Raw genomic sequence first — 22,644 nt, 5'->3', positions numbered from 1 at the left:
ATGATCTATATTTCTGCGATCGGTATGATCAACGCGCTGGGCAACGATACGGATGAGATCGCCACGAACCTGACGCGCGGCGTGGTGCCTGGTATGCGCCCTCGCCCCGGCTGGCTACAGGGGCATCCGCAGGCGGTGCTCGCCGGTGTTGACGGCGAACTGCCCGCCATCCCCGATGACTTTGCCGCTCACCGTTCGCGCAACAATCAGCTGCTGCTGGCCGCGCTCGCGCAGATCCAGCCCCGGGTGGATGAAGCCATCGCGCAGTATGGCCGCGATCGCGTCGCCGTGGTGCTCGGCACCAGCACCTCCGGCCTCGACGAAGGTGATGCCCATGTCAACCTGACGCTAAACGGCCAGGAAAGCCTCTCCTGGCAGTACCCGCAGCAGGAGCTGGGCGATCCGTCGCGCTTTCTCAGCCGCTGGCTGGCGCTTGATGGCCCGGCGTTTACCCTTTCCACCGCCTGTTCCTCCAGCGCCAGAGCGATCATCAGCGGACGCCGACTGATCGAAGCCGGTCTGGCGGACGTGGCGATTGTCGGCGGCGCGGACACCTTAAGCCGGATGCCGATTAACGGCTTCCACAGCCTGGAGTCGCTCTCTCCAACGCGATGCCTGCCGTTCGGCCGGGATCGCAGCGGCATTACCATCGGCGAAGGGGCCGCGCTGATGCTGCTGACCCGCGAACCGCAGCCTGTCGCGCTGCTGGGCGTCGGCGAGTCCAGCGACGCGTACCATATTTCCGCGCCGCATCCGCAAGGTGAAGGCGCGATTCGCGCGATTACCCAGGCGCTCAATGACGCAGGCATCACGCCGACGCAGGTGGGTTATATCAACCTGCACGGCACCGCCACGCCGCTCAACGACCAGATCGAATCGAAAGTCGTGAGTGAACTGTTTGGCGAGAATGTGCCCTGTAGCTCCACCAAACATCTGACCGGGCACACGCTGGGCGCAGCAGGAATCACCGAAGCCGCCCTCAGCATGTTGATTCTGCAACGCGACTTGCCGCTGCCGCCGCAGGATTTCAGCGATTCGCCGCGTGACCCGGCGTTGCCGCGCTGCGGCATCATCGAACAACCGCGCGCGCTTGAACGCCCGGTGATCTTATCTAACTCGTTCGCCTTTGGCGGCAACAACGCCAGCATTCTGCTCGGGAGGGTTTCATGAGTCGCTATTTATCACCCGGCGAGTATCTGCCGCATGACGCCCCCATGTTGCTGCTCGAAGACGTCGAGTGCGTCACGGACGAGTCCGCCGCCTGCCGCGTCACCGTGGCGCCAGGCGGCGTGCTGGCCCCGTTTCTTGATCCGCAGGGCAATCTGCCCGGCTGGTTCGCGCTGGAACTGATGGCGCAAACCGTCGGCGTCTGGTCAGGCTGGCATCGTCATCAACAGGGTCAGAGCGCTATCTCTTTGGGCATGGTGCTCGGCGCGCGTGAACTCGTCTGCGCCGCAGGCGCCCTCCCCGCCGGGGAAACGCTGACCATCAGGGCCACATTACTCATGCAGGATGAGCGTTTCGGCAGCTTTGAATGCACAATCGACGTGGGGGATAACACGCTGGCGACAGGCCGCGTAAATACGTTCCAGCCCACGCAGGAAGAACTCACCACGCTATTTCAACAGGGAGCTGCAACATGAGTCGTTCCGTTCTGGTTACCGGGGCCAGCAAAGGCATCGGTCGCGCCATCGCCCGTCAACTGGCGGCTGACGGCTTTGTTGTCGGGGTTCACTATCACCGTGACGCGCAGGGCGCGCAAGAAACGCTGGACGCCATTCTCGCCGTCGGCGGCGCAGGCCGTCTGCTCAGTTTTGACGTCGCCAGTCGCGAGCAGTGCCGCGAGGTGCTGGAGCAGGATATCGACGCGCATGGCCCGTGGTATGGCGTGGTCAGCAACGCCGGGATCACCCGCGACGCCGCCTTTCCGGCGCTGAGCGACGACGACTGGGATGCCGTGATCCACACCAATCTCGACAGCTTTTACAATGTGATTCAGCCGTGCATCATGCCAATGATTAGCGCACGTCAGGGTGGACGGATCATTACCCTGTCATCCGTTTCCGGCGTGATGGGCAACCGTGGTCAGGTTAACTACAGCGCCGCAAAAGCGGGCATTATCGGTGCGACAAAAGCGCTGGCGATTGAGCTGGCAAAACGTAAAATCACCGTCAACTGCATCGCGCCGGGGCTGATTGACACCGGCATGATCGCAATGGAAGAGGCCGCGCTGAAAGAGGCGATGTCCATCATCCCAATGAAACGTATGGGCCAGGCAGATGAAGTGGCAGGGCTGGCCAGTTATTTAATGTCGGATATTGCGGGTTACGTTACCCGCCAGGTCATATCCATCAATGGAGGGATGTTATGACGCGTCGCGTTGTGATTACAGGCATGGGCGGCGTCACCGCGTTTGGCGAGAACTGGCAGGACGTTTCCACCAGACTGAAAGCTTACGAAAACGCCGTGCGCCAGATGCCGGAATGGCAGGTTTATGACGGACTGCATACGCTGCTCGGCGCGCCAGTCGATGATTTCACCCTACCGGCACACTATACCCGCAAGCGTATTCGGGCGATGGGCCGCGTGTCGCTCATGTCCACCCGCGCCACCGAACTGGCGCTGGAGCAGGCAGGGCTTATCGACGATGCGGTGCTGACCAACGGCGAAACCGGGATTGCCTATGGTTCTTCTACCGGCAGTACCGGCCCGGTGAGCGAATTCGCCACCATGCTGACGGAAAAACACACCAACAACATCACCGGCACCACTTACGTGCAGATGATGCCGCACACCACCGCCGTCAACACCGGGCTGTTCTTTGGCCTGCGAGGTCGCGTGATCCCGACGTCCAGCGCCTGCACCTCCGGCAGTCAGGCGATTGGTTATGCCTGGGAAGCGATTCGTCACGGCTACCAGACGGTGATGGTCGCCGGCGGCGCAGAAGAGTTATGCCCGTCTGAAGCGGCGGTTTTTGACACGCTGTTCGCCACCAGCCAGCTCAATGACGAACCGAAAACGACGCCTTCGCCGTTCGATGAAAAGCGCGACGGTCTGGTAATTGGCGAAGGCGCAGGAACGCTGATTCTCGAAGAGCTGGAACATGCCAAAGCCCGAGGGGCGACCATTTACGGCGAAATCATCGGCTTTGCCACTAACTGCGACGCCGCGCATATCACCCAGCCACAGCGTGAAACCATGCAGATTTGCATGGAACAATCGCTGAAAATAGCAGGCTTAAGCGCACAGGATATAGGGTACATTTCCGCCCACGGCACGGCGACCGATCGGGGCGATATCGCAGAAAGTCAGGCAACGGCCGCAATTTATAGCGATAATGTGCCGATCTCCTCGCTAAAAAGCTACTTTGGGCATACCCTTGGCGCCTGCGGGGCACTGGAAGCCTGGATGAGTCTGCAAATGATGCGTGAAGGTTGGTTTGCACCTACGCTAAACTTGAGTCAGCCGGATACCCAATGCGGCGCGCTGGATTACATCATGGGTGAAGCCCGCAAGATTGATTGTGAATTTTTGCAAAGCAACAACTTTGCGTTTGGCGGCATCAATACTTCTATCATTATTAAACGTTGGCCCTGATATGTACCGGATTGTTCTGGGAAAAGTTTCGACACTGAGCACAGGCGCGCTGCCGTCGCCACTGTACGCACAGGCGCCGCAGGGCGCTCGCCGCGCGCGCTGGCTGGCTGGTCGCATGCTGCTTTCCCACTTCCTGTCACCGCTGCCGGAAATGATCTATGGAGAGCACGGCAAACCCGCCTTCGCCGCTACAACGCCGCTTTGGTTCAACCTCAGCCACAGCGGCGATAATATCGCTCTGCTGTTAAGTGACGAAGGAGAAGTGGGTTGCGATATTGAAGTGGTGCGACCACGCAATAACTGGCGTGCGCTGGCCGATACAATTTTTAGCGCAGGTGAACAGGCAGAGATAGAGACCGAACAGCCAGAAGGACAACTGGCGGCCTTCTGGCGAATCTGGACGCGCAAAGAAGCTATTCTCAAACAGCGCGGCGGCAGTGCCTGGCAGATAAGCGGCATCGACAGCGCGCAGCCCTCCGCACTGTCGCTCAGTCAGATTCAGATAGGCTCACTCAGCCTTGCGGTCTACACGCCAACGCCATTTCTTTTAACCACCGACAATATCAAACAGATTACCCCCGCCGTTTCACTGGCCAGAAAATAGTCAGCACCCCGGCGACAATCAACAACACGCCCAGCAGTGATTGCCAGTGGAAAGGCTCATGCCAGCCGGGGAGCCAGATCGCAGCGGCCCATACCAGAATGTAGCTCAGGCTTAGCAACGCGTAGGCTTTGGCCAGCGGCAATTGTTGCAGGGAAAAGTACCAGCACACCATTGACAACAGATATCCCATAAGGCCGAGCAACAGGCTAAAAGCGCCCGCCCGCAGATGCAGCAGGTGACTGAAGAAGGTGAGTAAATCCGTCAGCGGAGGTAGCTCGATCATCGCACTACGCAGCAGTAGCTGCGCGCCGCTCGCCAGACCGACGCTGAATAACGCCCAGATTAACCCCATCAGACGCCGCTCCCCAGAATAACGATCCCGATGACGATCAGCCCCACGCCAAACCAGTGGCGCCGCGCGACCGGCTCGTGCCAGATCCCCCATGCGGCAAACGTCACCCAGACAAAATTGAGGCTCAGCATGGGGTAGGCAATGCTGACCGGGATCGACTGCAACACACTCAGCCATAACAGCATGCTGCCGCCCAGAGAGAGCAGCGCTAACCCCAGCCAGCCGAAAATATGATGCCCGCGCCGCCCGGATTTAGACGGGCGGGTTGCCTGTTTCTGGCACAGTTGTCCGGCGCAGCTCAGCAGGCTGGCGAAAACCAGACAGATCCAGACGCTCATTGCGGCAGGTACTGGATAAACACCATCCGCCCCAGCACATAAAAGTTGTCCGGTTTCGGTAGCGGTAAATCGCCCATACTCTCCCCTTTATCCATCAGCAGAACCAGCGAAACGGGCCCCTGCTGGCGATGCGCGGCCAGCCAGCGGGTAAAGTCACGCTGGCTCACATAGCGGCCCTGCGCATCCGGCCAGGCCAGCCCGTACTGCAGCTCACCCTGCTTGTCATACAGGATGATATCGCTACGCTTTAGCTCCCACGCTAAACCCGCGGCTATCCCCACGTTGTTGCTCAGCACATAACGGCTTGGCGTCAGCGAGTCTCTGACGATATCCGCCATAAACTGCGGCTGCTTACTGTCGATAATCCGATCGGGAATAGCGAAACCCATCAACAACGCCAGCGCCAGCGGGCAGCAGGCGGCGAGCGTCCAGCGCCGGGCAGTGTCTTTTATCGCCAGCCAGCCCATCAGCGCCCAGAAGACGAATATCAGCGCCGCCAGCAGGCACTTATACAGCTCAATATGGCGCCATAGCGACCTGTGCATAAAGCCCCATGGCGAGACCACCAGTACGGCGACCAGCCCCATCAGGCCGAAGGCAAGGTTGATCATGCCGTTGATTTTCAACACCCTTGCCCCGGATTTCGCGGCATCCAGCGCATAACGCGCCATCAGAATCGATAACGGCGCGAAACATGGCAGGATGTAGGTCGGGAGTTTACCCTTAGCAATGCTGAAGAACAGAAACGGCATCACCACCCATCCCAACAAATAGAGCGCCCCGCGCGATGCCTCGCGTTCGGTCCAGCCGCGCTTCAACGCCCCCGGCAACAGCGCCAGCCACGGCAGGCTACCGGCAAGCAGAAACGGAATGTAGTACCAGAACGGCGCTTTATGCTGGGCGTCTTTTTCGGCAAAACGCTGGATATGCTCAACCCAGAAGAAGTAGCGCCAGAAGTCCGGCTCACGCCTGGCGATAGCCAGCCCCCACGGCAGGACGATCAGCACGCAAACCCCTACCGCCAGCCAGCCATACGTCAGCACTTCGCGCCAGCGTTTGCCCGCCATCACCCATGGCAACACCCCGATGACCGGCACTGCCAGCGCGAGGAAGCCTTTGGTCATGACTCCCATACCGCAGGCAACACCCAGCAAGACGTAGCCGAGGATTTTGCCGCGGTGGCTTTGCGCCTGCGCCGCTCCCCAGAAACTGCACATCGCCAGCGCCATCCACATGGTGATCATCGGATCCAGCACCGCATAGGTGCCGATACCGTAGACCAGCAGCGCGGTCAGGAATATGACCGGTGACAGGATCGCGAGGCGTTTATCGCGAAAGAGCCGCCACGCCAGCCAGGCCACCAGCAGGGCGGTGGCGGAGATGGAGAAGACCGCCCCGAACCGCACCGCAAAGTTGTTATGACCGAACAGCCACTGGCTGATACTGTTAACCCAGTATCCGGCAATCGGCTTTTCAAAATAACGCAACCCAAGGAAATGTGGCACCAGCCAGTCGCCGCTCGCCAGCATTTCGCGACTAATCTCCGCATAGCGGGTTTCATCCGGCTGCCACAGCAAACGGAAATTGAGTGGCAGTAAATAGTAGATCACAAAAAGAGCAGCCAAAGAGATGCTGTAGCGAATGCTTTTCATTGAATAACCGAATTCAGTCATTGTTCACATCCAAGCCAGCCTTCCCGGCCAGCCAGTTCACCACGCACCACCTTACCCTGTGGCAGCGTGCGCAAATCGGCAGGCAACAACTGGCTTAACGGGCAAAACCGGATCTCTTCCTGTGCGGCCATGGTCAACAGTTCATCGAACTGTTCGGCACAGGCAATCCCTTCAACTTCTGCGTGAATGGTATAAACAGGCGTCCCGGTATCGCGATGAACGCAATCCAACAGGTAACGGTTGAAACCTGCGTTATCCACCACACGACCCACCGCTTCATCCCAGGTGGGTAAGGTCACCGGGATCTGCACGGTTCCCGGCATGCCGCTGCCGAGTTGCGGCAAAAATGGGGCCCTTCCCCGACAGTCGCTGTTATAGAGAAAATCGAACGTTTCTTTAGCCTCGATCACCCGCTGATCGGCTCGCCAACCAGCGACGGCGGAACAGGTTACCGGGCGACCAATAATCCGCTCCAGCTCCAGCAGCCCGCGATCCACCTCCAGCGTCAGCCGTTCCGGCGGCCAGATACCGCTCCACGTCTGCCAGCTGTAGTGATCCCAGGCATGCAGGCCAACTTCATGCGCCTGTGCGGCGGCGCGGATAATCTCTTCATTCCCCGCGCCGATCCTCCGCCCCGGCCAGGCGGTTCCGGCCAGTAAAATATCCCAGCCATACAGCGAAGCAGCCTTCGAGCGCAGCATCTTCCATAGAAACTTCGGTTTTACCAGGCGCCATAAATGACGCCCCATATTGTCTGGCCCAACGCTAAAAAAGAAGCTCGCCTGAATCCCGTGCCGACCCAACAGTGTCAGCAGACGCGGGACCCCGTCCCGCGTACCGCGAAAGGTATCAACATCAATGCGTAAGCCGACCTGTTTCATCATTTACCGTCGTCCGTCAGTTCAACCGTACGCAGGAAAAAGTCGAGGGTACGCTCAACGGTCTCTTCCATTGCCACCGTCGGTACCCAGTTCAGGCAGCGCTTAGCGTTGTTAATACTCGGCTTACGATGCTCGACGTCCTGATAACCTTTACCGTAGTAATCGCTACTTTCCACTTCGCGAAAACCGGCGAACGGCGGGAAACGGTCGCGCAACGGATGGCGTTCAAAACAGGCCAGCAACATTTCCGCCAGTTCTTTGATGCTGGCTTCGTTATCCGGATTGCCGATATTGATAATCTGCCCGTCGCAACGCCCGTCTTTATTCTCGATAATCCGGAACAGCGCTTCGATACCGTCGCTGATATCAGTAAAGCAGCGCTTCTGCTTCCCGCCCTCAATCAATTTAATCGGTGAACCCTCCACCAGATTCAGGATCAGTTGGGTGATGGCGCGAGAACTGCCAATACGCGCGGCGTTGAGGTTATCGAGACGCGGCCCCATCCAGTTGAACGGGCGGAACAGAGTAAACTTCAGGCCCGTTTTATCGCCATATGCCCAGATCACGCGGTCCAGCAGTTGCTTGGAGACCGAGTAGATCCAGCGCTGTTTATTGATCGGCCCGACCACCAGACTGGAAGTATCCTCATCGAAGTTGTTATCGGTACACATACCGTACACTTCAGAGGTCGACGGGAAGATAATGCGTTTATCGTATTTCACGCAGTCGCGGATAATTTTCAGGTTCTCTTCGAAATCCAGCTCAAACACGCGCAGCGGGTTACGGGTGTACTCGATCGGCGTGGCAATCGCCACCAGCGGCAGCACCACATCACACTTCTTAATGTGATACTCAATCCACTCCGAGTGGATGCTGATATCCCCTTCAACAAAGTGGAAACGCGGATTAGCAAGAAAGCGGCCGATAGCGTCAGAGCCAATATCCAGACCGTAAATCTCATAGTTGTCGTCGGCGAGCAGGCGCTCGGTCAGGTGATTACCGATAAACCCGTTCACCCCGAGGATCAGCACGCGGGTACGGCGCTTAATCGCCACGACAGGTTTACTGCTCAGCACCGCGCCAGCCACAAGTCCCAGCGCCTGCGCCAGTTGCGTACCTTGCATATAGACGCCACGCCCGGTCTGCCCGGTGACGATTTCCAGCGCCCCGTCCAGACACGCGACGATCAGCGGCGCAACGGAGATCACCGTGCCCGGTTTAGCTGCAGCCAGATCGTGGCGCACACGGGACTTCCAGACGATAAATTTGTTCGCCCCGGCATAGCCGAACGCCCCCGGCCACGGATCGGAAACCGCGCGCACCAGGTTATGCAACGTCTGGGCGGATTGCTGCCAGTCAAGACGGCCATCTTCCGGCGTACGGCGCCCGACGTACGTCGCCTGACGCTCATCCTGCACACGCTCTTCGGTTTTGCCTTCGCGGATTGCCGGTAGCGCCTTGCCCAGGAGATCCGCCGCCGCGGCACAGAGTTTGCGATGCAGCGTCAGCGCCACATCATCCGCGCCAATAGCCACCTTTTTCTGCGCCACGATATTCCCGGCATCTGCGCGGCCAATCATACGGTGCAGCGTCACGCCGGTTTCGCTTTCGCCATTCACCAGCACCCAGTTCAGCGGCGCACGACCACGGTATTTCGGCAACAGCGAACCGTGGAGGTTGAACGCGCCCTGCGGCGCGAGATCGAGAATGTCATTGCATAGCAGGTTGCGGTAGTAGAACGAGAACAACACATCCGGCTTCATTTCGCGGATACGTTCGATCCACAGCGGGTGATTCACATCATCCGGCGCCCATACCGGAATGCCCTGCTCAGCGGCGAGACGCGCCACGGAGCCAAAGAAAGGGTTTTCGCCAGGATTATCCGGATGGGTAAAGATAGCGACGATGTCATACCCGGCATCCAACAGAGACTGAATACCTGCACAACCCATATCGTGATAAGCGAAGACTACGGCTTTCATGAACGATCTTCCTCTTGAGATGCCGTTTCCGGCTGGCGAACAACACGTTGAATAAAATAGCGGGGGCGCGCGCGAACATCGTTATAAATACGACCGATATACTCGCCGAGCAGCCCCATACCCACAAACTGGGCGCCGATAAACATGAACAGCACCGCGAACAGCATAAACACCCCTTCTGCCGCCCACTGCGGCCCCAACATCAGGCGCAGCACCACCAGCAGAAGAGCAAAGGCGAAGCCCAACAGCGCAATGACGCTGCCGAAGAGACTCAGCAGACGCAACGGCGTGGTGGTCAGGCAGGTCACCAGGTCATACATCAGGTTAATCAGGCGCATAAAGCTGTATTTGGAATCGCCGAATTCGCGCTCGGCGTGGATCACCGGGATTTCCACCGCACGACGGGCAAAGGTGTTCGCCAGAATCGGGATAAAGGTACTGCGTTCATGGCAGTTGAGCATCGCGTCGATAATATGGCGACGATAGGCGCGCAGCATGCAGCCGTAATCGCCCATCGCTTTTCCGGTGGTGCGCTGAATCAGGCGATTGATCATCTTCGAGGCGCTTCGACGAAACCAGGTATCCTGACGGTTCTGACGTACGGTACCCACCACGTCATAACCCTCATCGGCCTTCTCCACCAGCCGCGGGATCTCTTCCGGCGGATTTTGCAGGTCGGCATCAAGGGTAATAATCAGGTCGCCGGTGACATGACTAAAACCGGCCATAATCGCCGAATGCTGGCCGTAGTTGCGATTCAGCAACACCGCCACCACGTGGCTACCTTCAGCCTCAGCGGCTTCGGTCAGTATCCGTGCCGAATCATCGCTACTGCCGTCATCGACCAGCAGAATTTCATATTGACGTCCGAGCGTCGCACAGGCGGTGTCGGTACGGTGGATAAGTGCCGGCAGACTCTCCTGTTCGTTATAAACCGGAATAACGATCGACACTTTTTTCACGGGAGGATAGCTAAACATATCAACATCCTGACAGCTGGCATAGCGCGGAAATCACCCGAGTGACATCGTCATCGGTCATGTCCGGGAACAACGGAAGAGAACAAATACGCGCGCTGTTCCATTCCGTATGCGGCAATGAAACATCGGGGAAACGCTCGCGGTAATACTTTTGCGTGTGCGCCGCGCGGAAGTGCAGACCGGTGCCAATCCCCATGGTTTTCAATTTTTCCATCAGGACATCGCGGCTGATGCCGCAGGCGGTTTCATCGACGCGGATAATAAACAGATGCCAGGCGTGTTGATGGGCCCATGATGGCGCCGTGAGCGGCCTGAACGGCGTATCCGCCAGTTCGTCCAGATAGCGTTGGGCAATTTCGCCGCGACGCTGGTTAGCATGGGCAAGCTTCTCCAGTTGTACCAGCGCCAGCGCCGCATTGATATCAGCAAGATTGTATTTAAAGCCCGGCGTGATGACCTCCGCCTGCGGGGCGCGGCCCTGAGTCTGTCGATCCCAGGTGTCTACGCCGAGTCCGTGGAACTTCAGGCTACGGATGCGCGCAGCCAGTTCGTCATCATCGGTCACCACCAGGCCGCCCTCGGCGCAGGTCATATTTTTGATGGCGTGGAATGAGAAGATTGCGGTGCCTCGCCAGCCGACATGGCGGCCCTTGTAATACGCTCCCGCCGCATGAGCAGCATCTTCAATCACCGGAATAGCGTGACGTTCGCCAATCGTGCGAATCGCATCAATATCCGCCGGTGCGCCCGCATAATGCACGGGAATAATCGCTTTGGTTCGCGGCGTGATCGCCGCCGCAACCGCCTCTGGCGTGATCATCAGGGTATCGGGATCGACATCGATCATCACCGGCGTCGCCCCCAGCAGGCAGATCATATTCAGCGTCGAGACCCAGGTTTGTGAAGGAGTAATCACTTCATCGCCCGCCCCGATACCCAGCGCCATGAGCGTGACGTGCATGCCGCCGGTCGCCGAACTGACGGCGATAGCGTGACGGTTGCCGGTTAACGTGCAAAACGCCTCTTCCAGCGCATAATTTTTCGGTCCAGTGGTGATCCAGCCCGATTGCAAAACTTCACGCAGCGCAGCCAGCTCTGCGTCGCCCATCGACGGGCGCGAAAACGGCAAAAAGTCGCTCATCATTTTCCTGTTCTGTAAATAATTCAAAGGAAATAGGGAATTCCAGCAAATATCCTGCGCCAGCTGACTTAAACAAAATGAAAATGAAATCAAAATCAGTTTACTGATACATTTTTTTGCCGGACATTCAGATATCCTTAAATTTAGCCTGGTTTTCTTAAAATAAGATTAAGACATGAACATTGACGAGGGAGAAATTTCATTAATATTAAAAATCAATGAAATAGAGATTTTTCTGGCGGTGTTTCAGAAGCAGGAACGTTTCTGTCGGATGAAAAACCGACAGAAACGTATTGGCGGAAAGTAAACAGATATTAAACCAGACTCTAATAAATCCACTTTTAAACGTTGCTTACTAAATATAAACGTTCCGGTGTTAGCTGAAAAATATTTCGAAATTATTACAGATTGCCAGGAAAGTTATCCGGTAATTCGTTAGCCGGGCAATTAATCACCTCGTTATTATCTTCACCGCAATCACGAACAAAGGTAATAGTCGCAAACTCATCAATAACTTCTGTCGGGTAAGCCGGACCCGCTTCACGGTAAGAGACCATCAGGGGAATATGATCGTTCTGGAAGCAGACGGTTTTTTCCGGGTTATTGATCACCCAGCGTGGGAAAAAAATGGTGCCATGGAACAGTTTGTCGCCAAGGTTAACGATCAGGCTCACATCGGTACCCGTCGGCTCGGTCCAGGAAATTTTATAGATGCTTTCACCGACGCGAACAATCCAGGCCTGCTGATCTTTCACCCAACGGTTAGCCACGATACCGCTATGAATACGGTAATCCAGCGTTGTGCCGTTTTTAACGTAAATCTCGTAGTTCCAGCCATTATCGTAGGTATAAACCAGATGTTTACCGATAAATCCACTCAGGTCATGTTTATCGAAAGTACGCATAATCTGTTCTCCTCTATTGGGTGAGAACCAGCATACTGCTTTAAAAAATGAATAAATAACGCTATGTTTGAATTAAATTAAACCACTTTTTAGATGAGTTATGCATAAGACCACCCTTGAACAATGGGCGCTACTGGAAAAAGTTGTCGAGCTGGGTAGCTTTGCGAAAGCGGCGGAAGAGACCCACCGCAGCCAGTCATCGGTCAGCTATAATCTCGCGCTATTGCAGGCGCGTCTGGGCGTTCCGCTTCTCACGCCATCGGGCCGCCGTGCGGTGCTGACCCCGGCGGGTGAGCAGTTGCTCACCCAGGTTAAGCCATTATTACAGGCCTTCGCTTATGTTGAAACGCATGCCGCCACACTACGCGACGGTGCGCGAACCCGGCTGGATCTGGTCGTTGACAGTATTTTTCCTCGCGAACGGCTGTTCGCTATTCTGCGTCAGTTTCAACAACGCTATCCGCAAACCCAGGTCAGGCTGACTGAAGTCCTGGAAAATGTTGAGCAGGAGCATCCGGCCCGCACCGAGGCCGATGTGATGGTCCTGACCCGCCGCCAGGATATTACCGGTCGCGGTGAATGGTTGATGAACATTGATTTTGTCGCCGTCGCTCATCGCGATCATCCGCTAGCCGCATTCGATGGGCCGCTGGACGATAACACGCTGGCCCTCTGGCCGCTGGTACGCATTACCGATCGTAGCAACGATCGGCAGGCCCCCCGTGACGCCTGGACATTTTCCACCATCGATGCCGCCATTGATGCGGTGCTGTATCAGGTTGGTTTCGGCTGGCTACCGGAAGAGCGTATTCGCCCGCAACTTAAACAAGGAATTCTGAAGGTACTGCCGCTGGGCCACGGCGCACGGCGGGCAACACCGCTGCATCTGATTGTCAAACGTGATTTAACGCCTATTGATGAACAGGTGGCCACCCTGCTGGCGTTGTTCAGAGCGTCTTGATGAATCTACGGGCTGCGAAAGAATACGCAAAATCATTTACGCTGCAGAATGGTTTTAAACAGCGCTTGCGCTGGCAGCACAGGCGCAGGGCCAGGGAATATGCAGAAGGATGACCAGCACGCAGGCGACCTGAAGTATGACGGGTATATACTATTTTCTTATACTTTCAGGCTATATATTGATCCAGCTTACGCCGGAAATATGATAAATCATTAAAATCGTCATACTTTCCTGTCGCTGAGAAAAAGCCTTGTCTATCATCCGTACTACTCTGCTGGCGCTGTTCGCCTGTGTGCCTTTGCTGGCCCACGCTGCGTCCGATGAAATCACCACCGCATGGCCGGTTAATGTGGGGCCGCTCAATCCGCATCTTTATACGCCCAACCAAATGTTCGCCCAGAGTATGGTTTATGAACCGCTGGTGAAGTATCAGGCGGATGGTTCGGTAAAACCCTGGCTAGCCAAAAGCTGGCGCCATTCGACGGACGGCAAAACCTGGATCTTTACCCTGCGCGATGATGTTAAATTCTCCAACGGCGAAGCGTTCGACGCCCGTGCCGCGGCGGAGAACTTCCGCGTGGTGCTGGATAACCGCCAACGCCACGCCTGGCTGGAGCTGGTCAATCAGATCGTAGATGTTAAAGCGCTCGACAAAAACCAACTGCAAATCACCCTGAAAAGCGCCTACTACCCGTTTTTGCAGGAGCTGGCGCTGCCGCGTCCATTCCGCTTTATCGCCCCGTCGCAGTTTAAAGATAATGAGACCATGCACGGCATTAAAGCGCCGATTGGCACCGGTCCATGGGTGTTAAAAGAATCAAAACTCAACCAGTACGATGTGCTGGTACGTAACGATCGCTACTGGGGTGAAAAGCCGCAGATTCAAAAAATTACCGTCAACGTGATCCCGGATCCCACCACCCGCGCGGTGGCCTTTGAGACCGGCGACATCGATCTGCTGTACGGCAATGAGGGGCTGCTGCCGCTCGATACCTTCGCGCGCTTCAGTCACAATCCGGCATACCGTACCCAGCTTTCCCAACCAATAGAGACGGTGATGCTGGCGCTGAACTCCGCGAAGCCGCCAACCAGTGAACTATTGGTGCGCGAAGCGCTGAACCATGCGGTAAACAAAAAGTCGCTGATTGATAATGTCCTCTACGGCACTCAGCAGGTTGCCGGTACGCTGTTTGCGCCCACCGTTCCTTACGCCAATATTGGCCTGAAGCCACGCGAGTACGATCCGCAGCAGGCAAAGGCCTTGCTGGAAAAAGCAGGCTGGATACAGCCTGACGGTAAAGCGATCCGTGAAAAAAATGGCCAGCCGTTACGCATTGAGCTGTCGTTTATTGGCACCGACGCGCTGAGTAAATCAATGGCGGAAATTATCCAGGCCGATATGCGCCAGATTGGCGTGGACGTGACGCTGGTCGGCGAGGAAGAGAGCAGCATTTACGCCCGCCAGCGCGATGGTCGCTTTGGTATGATTTTCAACCGTACCTGGGGGGCACCATACGATCCGCACGCTTTTATGAGTTCAATGCGCGTACCGTCGCACGCCGACTTCCAGGCCCAGCAGGGTTTAGCCGATAAGCCCATTATTGATAAAGAGATTGGCGAAGTGCTGGAAACCACCGACGAAACGCAGCGTCAGGCGCTGTACCGCGACATTCTGACGCGGCTGCACAACGACGCGGTCTATCTCCCCATCAGCTATGTCTCAATGATGGTGGTCTCCAGGCCGAAGCTCGGCGCGATCCCTTATGCGCCGATTGCTTCTGAAATTCCGTTCGAACAGATTAAACCGGTGAACCCCTGATGTTGCGCTATGCGTTGCGGCGCATTGCGCTGCTGGTGCCGATGGTTTTCGCCGCTTCGGTGATTATTTTCCTGATGCTGCGTCTGGGAACCGGCGATCCGGCACTCGACTATTTACGTTTATCTAACCTGCCGCCGACGCCAGAGATGGTGGCCTCCACCCGCGTGATGCTGGGGCTGAATCAACCGCTTGTCGTACAGTACGGCACCTGGCTATGGAAGGCGCTGCATCTGGATTTTGGCATCTCGTTCGCGACTCAACGTCCGGTACTGGACGACATGCTTAACTTCCTGCCCGCCACGCTACAGCTGGCAGGCTCGGCGCTGGTATTAATCCTGCTCACCTCCGTGCCGCTCGGCATCTGGGCGGCGAGACACCGCGATCGCCTGCCGGATTTCGCCGTGCGTTTTATTGCCTTCCTCGGCGTGTCGATGCCTAACTTCTGGCTCGCCTTTCTGCTGGTGATGTTCTTCTCGGTTTACCTGCAATGGCTGCCTGCTATGGGCTATGGCGGCTGGCAACATATTATTCTGCCTGCGATGTCGATTGCGTTTATGTCACTGGCCATTAACGCTCGCCTGCTGCGCGCCAGCATGCTGGAGGTGGCCGGGCAGCGTCATGTGACCTGGGCGCGACTGCGCGGTCTGAGCGAGAAGCAAACGGAGCGTCGTCATATTCTGCGTAACGCCTCTCTGCCACTGATCACCGCCGTCGGGATGCATATCGGTGAACTGATTGGCGGCACGATGATCATTGAGAATATCTTTGCCTGGCCCGGCGTGGGTCGCTATGCCGTCTCGGCGATATTTAACCGCGACTATCCGGTCATTCAGTGCTTTACGCTAATAATGGTCATCGTGTTTGTGGTCTGTAACCTGATGGTTGACCTGCTGAACGCCGCGCTGGATCCGCGTATTCGCCGTTATGAAGGAGCGCACTCGTGAACTTTTTTCTCTCTTCACGTTGGCCTGTTCGCCTGTCGTTAATCATCATCGTTCTGTTGGCAGTGATTGCGTTCACCTGCCAGTGGTGGCTCCCCTATGATCCGCAGGCGATTGATTTACCTTCGCGTTTGCTGGCGCCTGACGGCCGGCACTGGCTGGGCACTGACCATCTGGGACGAGATATTTTCTCGCGTTTACTGGCTGCGACCCGCGTCTCGCTCGGTTCCGTGATGGCCTGCCTGCTGCTGGTGCTTGCCCTCGGATTGGTCATCGGCGGCAGCGCGGGGCTTATCGGCGGCCGCATCGATCAGGCGGCCATGCGCGTCGCGGATATGTTTATGACCTTCCCGACCTCCATTCTCTCTTTCTTTATGGTTGGCGTACTGGGAACTGGCCTCACCAATGTCATTATCGCTATCGCTCTGTCGCATTGGGCGTGGTATGCGCGAATGGTGAGAAGTCTGGTGATCTCCCTGCGCCAGCGTGAATTCGTCCTCGCCTCCCGGCTTGCCGGTGCAGGGCATATCCGGGTGTTTATCGATCATCTGGCCAGCGCGGCGATCCCGTCGCTGCTGGTGCTGGCGACGCTGGATATTGGTCATATGATGCTACACGTCGCCGGTATGTCGTTCCTCGGCCTCGGCGTGACCGCACCAACCGCTGAATGGGGCGTCATGATTAACGACGCCCGCCAGTATATCTGGACCCAACCGTTGCAGATGTTCTGGCCGGGTCTGGCGCTGTTTATCACCGTGATGGCCTTCAACATGGTGGGTGACGCCCTGCGCGATCGCCTCGATCCTCATCTGATCACGGAGCATGCCCACTGATGCCGCAACAGATTGAATTACAAAATATTGTGTTACAGGCCCGGCAGCCGCTGGTACACGGTGTCTCGTTATCGCTTAAGCGTGGACGGGTGCTGGCGCTGGTGGGCGGCAGCGGCAGCGGTAAATCACTGACCTGCGCGGCGGCCCTGGGTATTCTGCCCGCTGGGGTACGGCAAACCGCAGGGAGAATCCTCGCCGATGGCAGGCCGGTTGCGCCCTGTGAACTGCGGGGTATCAACGTTGCCACTATCATGCAAAACCCGCGTAGCGCCTTTAATCCGCTGCACACCATGATGTCTCATGCCCGGGAGACCTGTCTGGCGCTGGATAAACCCGCCGACGACGCCACGCTTCTCGCGGCGCTGGAAGCCGTGGGTCTGGAGAACGCGCAGCGGGTGCTGAAGCTGTACCCGTTCGAGATGAGCGGCGGTATGCTGCAACGGATGATGATTGCCATGGCGCTATTGTGCGACGCGCCGTTTATCATCGCCGATGAGCCGACGACCGATCTGGACGCGGTCGCCCAGGCGCGCATTCTTGACCTGCTGGCAAGCATTATGCAAAACCGCGCGCCGGGGATGCTGTTGGTGACGCACGATATGGGCGTGGTCGCACGACTGGCTGACGATGTCGCGGTGATGGATAACGGCCGTATCGTGGAACAGGGAAGCGTCAGCGCGATCTTCAGCGCCCCGCAGCACAGCGTCACCCGTAATCTGGTGGCCGCGCATCTCGCCCTCTACGGTCTGGAGCTGGCCTGATGACATTACTGAGCGTATCGGCGATTAGCCATCAATATACAGGTGTAAACGTGCTACAGGATGTCTCTTTAGCGCTGAAAAGTGGCGAAACCGTTGCCCTGCTGGGACGCAGCGGCTGCGGAAAAAGTACGCTGGCACGGCTGCTCGTCGGCCTGGAATCCCCCAGCCAGGGCAGCATCTGCTGGCGCGGCGAACCCCTTTCCCGACTGAATCGCACAAAGCAAAAGGCGTTTCGCCGGGATATTCAGATGGTGTTTCAGGATGCCATCAGCGCGCTAAACCCGCGTAAAACTGTCGAGGATATTTTACGCGAGCCTATGCGCCATCTGCTGTCGCTGACCAAAGCAGAACAAATCGCGCGGGCCCGCGAAATGCTTAAAGCCGTGGATCTCGACAGCGGCGTGCTCGACGAACGCCCACCGCAGCTGAGCGGCGGGCAACTCCAGCGCGTCTGCCTGGCGCGGGCGCTGGCGGTAGAACCTAAACTGCTGATCCTGGATGAAGCCGTGTCCAGCCTGGATTTAGTGCTACAGGCTGGCGTGATCCGCCTGCTCAAAAAACTGCAACAGCAGTTTGGCACCGCCTGCCTGTTTATCACTCATGATTTACGCCTGGTAGAACGCTTTTGCCAGCGGGTAATGGTGATGGACGCGGGGCGTATCGTCGAGACACAAACAGTAGGTGACAAATTAACGTTTTCTTCCCATGCCGGGCGCATGTTACAAAATGCGGTACTTCCTGCATTTCCTGCAGCGATACCCCCTCATAGCCGCGCTAAGGTATAAACAGATGCAACGTATTACGATCACCCTCGATGACGATTTACTGGCAACGCTGGATAGCCTGAGCCAGCGCCGTGGTTACCATAACCGCTCCGAAGCTATTCGCGATATCCTGCGCGGTGCGCTGGCTCAGGAAACCATCCAGGATCACGGCGCTCAGGGGTTTGCGGTGCTCTCCTATGTTTATGAACATGAGAAGCGGGATTTAGCCAGCCGCTTAGTCTCCACCCAGCATCATCATCACGATTTGTCCGTCGCTACCCTGCACGTCCACATCAATCACGACGACTGCCTGGAAATTGCCGTTCTGAAAGGCGACATGGGCGATATTCAGCATTTCGCCGATGACGTTATCGCGCAACGCGGCGTGCGCCACGGTCATTTGCAGTGTCTGCCGACGGAGGACGCATCTTCCGACTCATAAAGTCGGCCAGACAATCACAACGAGTGCGATTCTTACCTCCATATACTGATTAAATATCCAGATATGAGTCATTTAATCTGGGTCAAATGAGTGATATATTTTCACCCATAAAACCCAGGGAGGAATTATGTCTGAATTCGATTTATTTGCTCAGGAACTGCTCGAAAAAACAAAAGCTGAAGAAAAACGACGACAAGCACACGACAGAAAATTGATTGATCGAGTACTTGAGATTTATGGACAAAAGTATGTCGCAGAGCGACTGAGAAAAGTCGGCAAAAATGACTGGAGTCGCGAAACGCTTAACCGCTGGGTAAATGGCAAATGTGAACCAAAATCGCTCACCATCGCTGAAGAGACTCTGTTACGGAAAATGCTGCCGGAAAAACCCGCACATCATCCTGACTATGCTTTTCGCTTTATTGACCTGTTTGCCGGTATTGGTGGTATCCGTAAAGGATTCGAAGCTATCGGCGGGCAATGCGTTTTTACCAGCGAATGGAATAAAGAAGCTGTACGTACCTATAAAGCGAACTGGTACAATGATGAAGACGCACACACTTTCAATCTGGATATTCGGGAAGTTACGCTGAGCGGCGAAAACGGCATCTCCGAAGAGAGCGCTTATGCTCATATTGATCAACAGATCCCGGATCATGATGTTCTGCTGGCTGGTTTTCCCTGCCAGCCATTCAGCCTCGCCGGGGTGAGTAAGAAAAACTCGCTCGGTCGCGCACATGGATTCGAATGTGAAGCACAAGGAACGCTCTTTTTCGATGTCGCCCGAATAATTAAGGCTAAGCAGCCAGCCATTTTTGTGCTGGAAAACGTTAAAAACCTTAAGAGCCATGATAAGGGTAAAACGTTCAACGTGATTATGGATACCCTTGATGAATTAGGCTATGAAGTTTCAGACGCCAGTATCATGGGAAAAGACGATCCTAAAATCATTGATGGGAAACATTTTCTACCCCAGCATCGTGAACGTATTATTCTGGTGGGATTCCGCCGGGATCTTAATATCCATCAGGGGTTCACATTACAGAATATCCATAAATTCTATCCTGAAAAAAGACCAACATTTGGTCAACTTCTGGAACCTGCCGTTGACGATAAATATATTCTGAGCCCTAAGTTATGGGGATATCTCTATAACTATGCCAAAAAGCATGCCGCCAAAGGTAATGGGTTTGGTTTCAGTCTGGTTGATCCCAATAATGAAAGCAGTATCGCCAGGACCTTATCCGCTCGCTATCATAAAGATGGTTCAGAAATTCTTATTGACAGAGGATGGGATAGAGCGCTCGGTGAAATCGATTTTTCTCATCCAGAGAACCAGAAAAAAAGGCCAAGAAGGCTGACGCCTCGTGAATGCGCCAGACTGATGGGATTTGAGCAACCAGATGGCAAGCCATTTCGTATTCCTGTTTCAGATACTCAGGCCTACCGCCAGTTTGGCAATTCGGTGGTGGTCCCCGTATTTGAAGCCGTGGCAAAACTGCTGCAACCTTATATTATGAAAGCGACCACCGCCCCGACCACTAAAAAATAGTAGCGCCGCTCCCCCGATATTTTCCGGGGGAGCGATGACGTCAGGCCAGCCCGGCTTGCATCACGGCCATTTGCCGTGTTTGCCGACTAAAGACCATTCCCCCCACTCATGGGGCCTGCGATACAATTTCGCGGCGCGAACGCGAGCACAGAGCAATACCGCAGACAATCGCCAGCCCGCTGATCAGATGATACATATAGAGCGGTGAGTGCAGAAAAAGAATACTGAACAGGCCGCCGCTAAGGGGAATAAGGTGTGAAAATACTTCCCCGCGGGTGGCGCCGATCGCCGCAATACCTTTATTCCACAGTAAATAAGAGAGCCAGGAAGGGAAAATCACCAGATAAGCCAGCCCGAGTAGAAAATTTGGCGTTAAATAAGGGGCCAAATCCAGTTTGGCAGCCTGTAGCATATTTACCGTCAGTACCGGCAGCAGCATTATTGCCCCCACGCTGGCGCAAACGGCGACAAAACCGTTGCCGACTACAGCTTTCGGTTTCAGTCGTAAAAAAGCACAGTAGGCCGCCCAACTCATCGCCGAGCCCATAGTCCAGAGATCGCCCTGGTTCAGATGGTGCAAAATCGCCCCGTTCGTCACATTCCCTTGCAAAATAAGCCAGATAACGCCGCAGGTGCTTAATATTACGCCAGCGATATTTCCCGTCGAAATACGTTCGTGAAAGATAAAGCGGTTAATCAGTAGCACCATTGCCGGGGTTGTCGATAAATAAATCGCCGCATTCAATGATGAAGTATATTGCAGGCCAATATAGAGCGTCAGCGGAAATAACACCTGGCCGCACAGCGCCAAAAAGAAGACAATGCCTTTCGCCTGTTTTATCGCTGACCACTGTTGTTGAACCTGACGGAAATAGAGAATCATCAGCAGGATAGCGGTAACCCACCAGCGCAGCGCCGAGAGTACAATAGGGTCAACTTGCGATACCAGCAGACGACCAATGACATAATTTCCTCCCCAGAAACACGCAGCCAGGGCGAGCAAAAGATAAGGCATACCACCTCCTTGATGTCCCTTAAACCTACGCCATTGAGGTTACTGCTGACAAACAGGCCAGTGCTAATATAAAGTTTTCATTCAGGTGTATGGTTTGAAACGATGAAGTTCACCCTAAGACAGCTGGAATTCTATATCGCCCTGGCCGAAACGCTGCAAATCTCAAAAGCGGCCGGACGCTGTCATATCTCTCAGTCATCAATGACGGTCGCGATGCGTAATCTGGAAACGATTATGCATACGCAACTCTTTGTTCGTCATCCAAAGGGCATTGCGCTGACCGTCGATGGGGAACGTTTTCTGGTTCATGCGCGCAAAATCATCGCCGATAGCGAAGCCGCGATTAACGACTTGCACAACCAGCCGGAAATGACCACCGGCTGCGTGCGGGTGGGCATCGCCGAAACGCTATCCGCTTATCTGCTGCCCGGTATTTATAGCGAGCTGGAACGCCGTTTTCCGTTGCTGGCGCTCCACTTTCAGGAAGGCTCATCCCAGGCGCTGATGACGGCTTTGCGCCAGCAGGAGGTCGATTTTTGCCTGGTGTTGACATCAAATATTCGCCACGATGATGACCTGAGTATCGACACTTTTCTGCGCTCGCTGCGTCGCCTGTGGGCGCCTGTCGGCCATCCTTTACTTAGCCAACCGGTGCTGCGGCTGTCTGATATTGCGAAGGTGCCGTTTCTACTGCTTGAGACTGATGATTATCCCACCGTGATCCTTGATGTCTGGCGGCAGCGCGGCGGGCAACCGGATATTCATTACCGTACCAACTCCTTTGAGGCCATTCGTACTTTTGTGTCGCAAGGTAAAGGCGTTACCATTCTTTCGGACCTGGTCTGGCGTCCCTGGTCGCTTGAAGGGCTTCGTGTTATGCGGCGCACAGTCGACGATTGTATGACATGGATGGATGTCGGCGTGGTAAACCTGCGGCTAACGGCACTGAGCCCTGAAGCCCGGCGAGTTGTGGATTTCCTGCGTCAGGCGATACATCGGTTTGACGGTCAGCCCTGAGCAGCTAATAACCATCTCGCATTTACTCATTATAGTGATAACCCGGGGATATATACGTTACCGCTTGCAGGTATCAAGCAAGCCTC

General features: G+C 55.7%; 23 protein-coding genes. 14 read left to right on the top strand and 9 right to left on the bottom strand.

Annotation, left to right across the window (positions count from 1 at the left end; translation table 11 throughout):
* The 5 genes from ABK821_RS14880 to acpT are packed head-to-tail and all read left to right on the top strand — an operon-like array spanning position 1 to position 4,201.
* Positions 1-1,170: a beta-ketoacyl-[acyl-carrier-protein] synthase family protein gene (locus tag ABK821_RS14880; RefSeq protein WP_275165911.1), complete on the top strand. Its 1,170-nt coding sequence runs from the start codon at positions 1-3 to the stop codon at positions 1,168-1,170.
* Positions 1,167-1,643: a 3-hydroxy-fatty acyl-ACP dehydratase gene (locus ABK821_RS14875; protein ID WP_104868076.1), complete on the top strand. Its 477-nt coding sequence runs from the start codon at positions 1,167-1,169 to the stop codon at positions 1,641-1,643. The genes ABK821_RS14880 and ABK821_RS14875 overlap by 4 nt, the downstream gene beginning before the upstream one ends.
* Positions 1,640-2,371: a 3-ketoacyl-ACP reductase FabG2 gene (locus tag ABK821_RS14870; protein ID WP_012135608.1), complete on the top strand. Its 732-nt coding sequence runs from the start codon at positions 1,640-1,642 to the stop codon at positions 2,369-2,371. Before ABK821_RS14875 ends, ABK821_RS14870 begins: the two co-directional genes overlap by 4 nt.
* Positions 2,368-3,597 (top strand): beta-ketoacyl-ACP synthase, encoded by a 1,230-nt coding sequence (locus ABK821_RS14865; RefSeq protein WP_343178077.1) that lies wholly within the window; start codon positions 2,368-2,370, stop codon positions 3,595-3,597. Before ABK821_RS14870 ends, ABK821_RS14865 begins: the two co-directional genes overlap by 4 nt.
* Position 3,598: 1 nt before the next feature.
* Positions 3,599-4,201, top strand: a complete 603-nt coding sequence (gene acpT / locus ABK821_RS14860) for a 4'-phosphopantetheinyl transferase AcpT (RefSeq protein WP_343178079.1) — start codon at positions 3,599-3,601, stop codon at positions 4,199-4,201.
* Here acpT and arnF read toward each other — a convergent pair.
* The 8 genes from arnF to ABK821_RS14820 form a co-directional block, all read right to left on the bottom strand.
* A complete protein-coding gene (gene arnF, locus ABK821_RS14855; RefSeq protein ID WP_343178080.1) occupies positions 4,170-4,553 on the bottom strand; it encodes a 4-amino-4-deoxy-L-arabinose-phosphoundecaprenol flippase subunit ArnF in 384 nt (127 codons plus the stop codon). The two genes, acpT and arnF, sit on opposite strands and share 32 nt — an antisense overlap.
* A complete protein-coding gene (gene arnE, locus ABK821_RS14850) occupies positions 4,553-4,891 on the bottom strand; it encodes a 4-amino-4-deoxy-L-arabinose-phosphoundecaprenol flippase subunit ArnE (RefSeq protein ID WP_138359406.1) in 339 nt (112 codons plus the stop codon). Before arnE ends, arnF begins: the two co-directional genes overlap by 1 nt.
* Positions 4,888-6,543 (bottom strand): lipid IV(A) 4-amino-4-deoxy-L-arabinosyltransferase, encoded by a 1,656-nt coding sequence (gene arnT, locus ABK821_RS14845; RefSeq protein WP_142503163.1) that lies wholly within the window; start codon positions 6,541-6,543, stop codon positions 4,888-4,890. The genes arnE and arnT overlap by 4 nt, the downstream gene beginning before the upstream one ends.
* 17 nt (positions 6,544-6,560) lie before the next feature.
* Entirely contained in the window at positions 6,561-7,445 is an 885-nt protein-coding gene (gene arnD, locus ABK821_RS14840) for a 4-deoxy-4-formamido-L-arabinose-phosphoundecaprenol deformylase (protein ID WP_138359686.1), read from the bottom strand.
* On the bottom strand, positions 7,445-9,427 hold the full coding sequence (gene arnA, locus ABK821_RS14835; protein ID WP_308561640.1) for a bifunctional UDP-4-amino-4-deoxy-L-arabinose formyltransferase/UDP-glucuronic acid oxidase ArnA: 1,983 nt from the start codon (positions 9,425-9,427) through the stop codon (positions 7,445-7,447). Before arnA ends, arnD begins: the two co-directional genes overlap by 1 nt.
* Positions 9,424-10,407, bottom strand: coding sequence for an undecaprenyl-phosphate 4-deoxy-4-formamido-L-arabinose transferase (arnC, locus tag ABK821_RS14830; protein ID WP_138359410.1), 984 nt, complete (start codon positions 10,405-10,407; stop codon positions 9,424-9,426). The genes arnA and arnC overlap by 4 nt, the downstream gene beginning before the upstream one ends.
* Before the next feature lies 1 nt (position 10,408).
* Entirely contained in the window at positions 10,409-11,548 is a 1,140-nt protein-coding gene (arnB, locus tag ABK821_RS14825) for a UDP-4-amino-4-deoxy-L-arabinose aminotransferase (protein ID WP_343178101.1), read from the bottom strand.
* Positions 11,549-11,949: 401 nt separating this feature from the next.
* Entirely contained in the window at positions 11,950-12,456 is a 507-nt protein-coding gene (locus ABK821_RS14820; RefSeq protein ID WP_171034819.1) for a phenolic acid decarboxylase, read from the bottom strand.
* Positions 12,457-12,553: 97 nt separating this feature from the next.
* Between ABK821_RS14820 and ABK821_RS14815 the strand changes: the two genes are divergently transcribed.
* The 8 genes from ABK821_RS14815 to ABK821_RS14780 all read left to right on the top strand — a co-directional run bounded on the left by ABK821_RS14815 (position 12,554) and on the right by ABK821_RS14780 (position 20,526).
* Positions 12,554-13,414 (top strand): LysR family transcriptional regulator, encoded by an 861-nt coding sequence (locus ABK821_RS14815; protein WP_138359414.1) that lies wholly within the window; start codon positions 12,554-12,556, stop codon positions 13,412-13,414.
* Between the two features lie 250 nt (positions 13,415-13,664).
* The gene (gene nikA, locus ABK821_RS14810; protein ID WP_343178082.1) at positions 13,665-15,233 is read left to right on the top strand and encodes a nickel ABC transporter substrate-binding protein; all 1,569 of its coding nucleotides are present in this window, start codon (positions 13,665-13,667) and stop codon (positions 15,231-15,233) included.
* Positions 15,233-16,177, top strand: a complete 945-nt coding sequence (nikB, locus tag ABK821_RS14805; RefSeq protein ID WP_343178084.1) for a nickel ABC transporter permease subunit NikB — start codon at positions 15,233-15,235, stop codon at positions 16,175-16,177. Before nikA ends, nikB begins: the two co-directional genes overlap by 1 nt.
* Positions 16,174-17,007 carry a nickel ABC transporter permease subunit NikC gene (gene nikC, locus ABK821_RS14800; RefSeq protein ID WP_343178086.1) on the top strand — a complete coding sequence of 278 codons (834 nt, stop codon included), beginning with the start codon at positions 16,174-16,176 and terminating at the stop codon, positions 17,005-17,007. The genes nikB and nikC overlap by 4 nt, the downstream gene beginning before the upstream one ends.
* On the top strand, positions 17,007-17,768 hold the full coding sequence (gene nikD / locus ABK821_RS14795; RefSeq protein ID WP_138359422.1) for a nickel import ATP-binding protein NikD: 762 nt from the start codon (positions 17,007-17,009) through the stop codon (positions 17,766-17,768). The genes nikC and nikD overlap by 1 nt, the downstream gene beginning before the upstream one ends.
* A complete protein-coding gene (gene nikE / locus ABK821_RS14790; RefSeq protein WP_138359424.1) occupies positions 17,768-18,553 on the top strand; it encodes a nickel import ATP-binding protein NikE in 786 nt (261 codons plus the stop codon). The genes nikD and nikE overlap by 1 nt, the downstream gene beginning before the upstream one ends.
* Positions 18,554-18,557: 4 nt before the next feature.
* Positions 18,558-18,974 (top strand): nickel-responsive transcriptional regulator NikR, encoded by a 417-nt coding sequence (gene nikR, locus ABK821_RS14785; RefSeq protein WP_138359426.1) that lies wholly within the window; start codon positions 18,558-18,560, stop codon positions 18,972-18,974.
* 127 nt (positions 18,975-19,101) lie between these two features.
* Positions 19,102-20,526, top strand: coding sequence for a DNA cytosine methyltransferase (locus tag ABK821_RS14780; protein ID WP_138359428.1), 1,425 nt, complete (start codon positions 19,102-19,104; stop codon positions 20,524-20,526).
* A gap of 106 nt (positions 20,527-20,632) precedes the next feature.
* Here the strand turns inward: ABK821_RS14780 and ABK821_RS14775 are convergent, their stop codons facing one another.
* Positions 20,633-21,541: a DMT family transporter gene (locus ABK821_RS14775; RefSeq protein ID WP_138359430.1), complete on the bottom strand. Its 909-nt coding sequence runs from the start codon at positions 21,539-21,541 to the stop codon at positions 20,633-20,635.
* A gap of 102 nt (positions 21,542-21,643) precedes the next feature.
* On the opposite strand from ABK821_RS14775, the gene ABK821_RS14770 reads away from it, so the two are divergent.
* Positions 21,644-22,558 carry a LysR family transcriptional regulator gene (locus ABK821_RS14770; RefSeq protein ID WP_343178087.1) on the top strand — a complete coding sequence of 305 codons (915 nt, stop codon included), beginning with the start codon at positions 21,644-21,646 and terminating at the stop codon, positions 22,556-22,558.
* Positions 22,559-22,644: the final 86 nt, after the last annotated feature.

The sequence above is a fragment of the Klebsiella sp. KE9456 genome (assembly GCF_043832615.1).
Lineage (GTDB): Bacteria > Pseudomonadota > Gammaproteobacteria > Enterobacterales > Enterobacteriaceae > Klebsiella > Klebsiella indica.
This window is presented reverse-complemented; position numbering and strand designations above follow the sequence as displayed.

Coding starts and splice junctions, on each gene's coding strand:
- ABK821_RS14880 (WP_275165911.1), top strand. CDS start 1: ATGATCTATATTTCTGCGATCGGTATGATCAACGCGCTGGGCAACGAT.
- ABK821_RS14875 (WP_104868076.1), top strand. CDS start 1,167: ATGAGTCGCTATTTATCACCCGGCGAGTATCTGCCGCATGACGCCCCC.
- ABK821_RS14870 (WP_012135608.1), top strand. CDS start 1,640: ATGAGTCGTTCCGTTCTGGTTACCGGGGCCAGCAAAGGCATCGGTCGC.
- ABK821_RS14865 (WP_343178077.1), top strand. CDS start 2,368: ATGACGCGTCGCGTTGTGATTACAGGCATGGGCGGCGTCACCGCGTTT.
- acpT (WP_343178079.1), top strand. CDS start 3,599: ATGTACCGGATTGTTCTGGGAAAAGTTTCGACACTGAGCACAGGCGCG.
- arnF (WP_343178080.1), bottom strand. CDS start 4,553: ATGGGGTTAATCTGGGCGTTATTCAGCGTCGGTCTGGCGAGCGGCGCG.
- arnE (WP_138359406.1), bottom strand. CDS start 4,891: ATGAGCGTCTGGATCTGTCTGGTTTTCGCCAGCCTGCTGAGCTGCGCC.
- arnT (WP_142503163.1), bottom strand. CDS start 6,543: ATGAAAAGCATTCGCTACAGCATCTCTTTGGCTGCTCTTTTTGTGATC.
- arnD (WP_138359686.1), bottom strand. CDS start 7,445: ATGAAACAGGTCGGCTTACGCATTGATGTTGATACCTTTCGCGGTACG.
- arnA (WP_308561640.1), bottom strand. CDS start 9,427: ATGAAAGCCGTAGTCTTCGCTTATCACGATATGGGTTGTGCAGGTATT.
- arnC (WP_138359410.1), bottom strand. CDS start 10,407: ATGTTTAGCTATCCTCCCGTGAAAAAAGTGTCGATCGTTATTCCGGTT.
- arnB (WP_343178101.1), bottom strand. CDS start 11,548: ATGAGCGACTTTTTGCCGTTTTCGCGCCCGTCGATGGGCGACGCAGAG.
- ABK821_RS14815 (WP_138359414.1), top strand. CDS start 12,554: ATGCATAAGACCACCCTTGAACAATGGGCGCTACTGGAAAAAGTTGTC.
- nikB (WP_343178084.1), top strand. CDS start 15,233: ATGTTGCGCTATGCGTTGCGGCGCATTGCGCTGCTGGTGCCGATGGTT.
- nikD (WP_138359422.1), top strand. CDS start 17,007: ATGCCGCAACAGATTGAATTACAAAATATTGTGTTACAGGCCCGGCAG.
- nikE (WP_138359424.1), top strand. CDS start 17,768: ATGACATTACTGAGCGTATCGGCGATTAGCCATCAATATACAGGTGTA.
- nikR (WP_138359426.1), top strand. CDS start 18,558: ATGCAACGTATTACGATCACCCTCGATGACGATTTACTGGCAACGCTG.
- ABK821_RS14780 (WP_138359428.1), top strand. CDS start 19,102: ATGTCTGAATTCGATTTATTTGCTCAGGAACTGCTCGAAAAAACAAAA.
- ABK821_RS14775 (WP_138359430.1), bottom strand. CDS start 21,541: ATGCCTTATCTTTTGCTCGCCCTGGCTGCGTGTTTCTGGGGAGGAAAT.
- ABK821_RS14770 (WP_343178087.1), top strand. CDS start 21,644: ATGAAGTTCACCCTAAGACAGCTGGAATTCTATATCGCCCTGGCCGAA.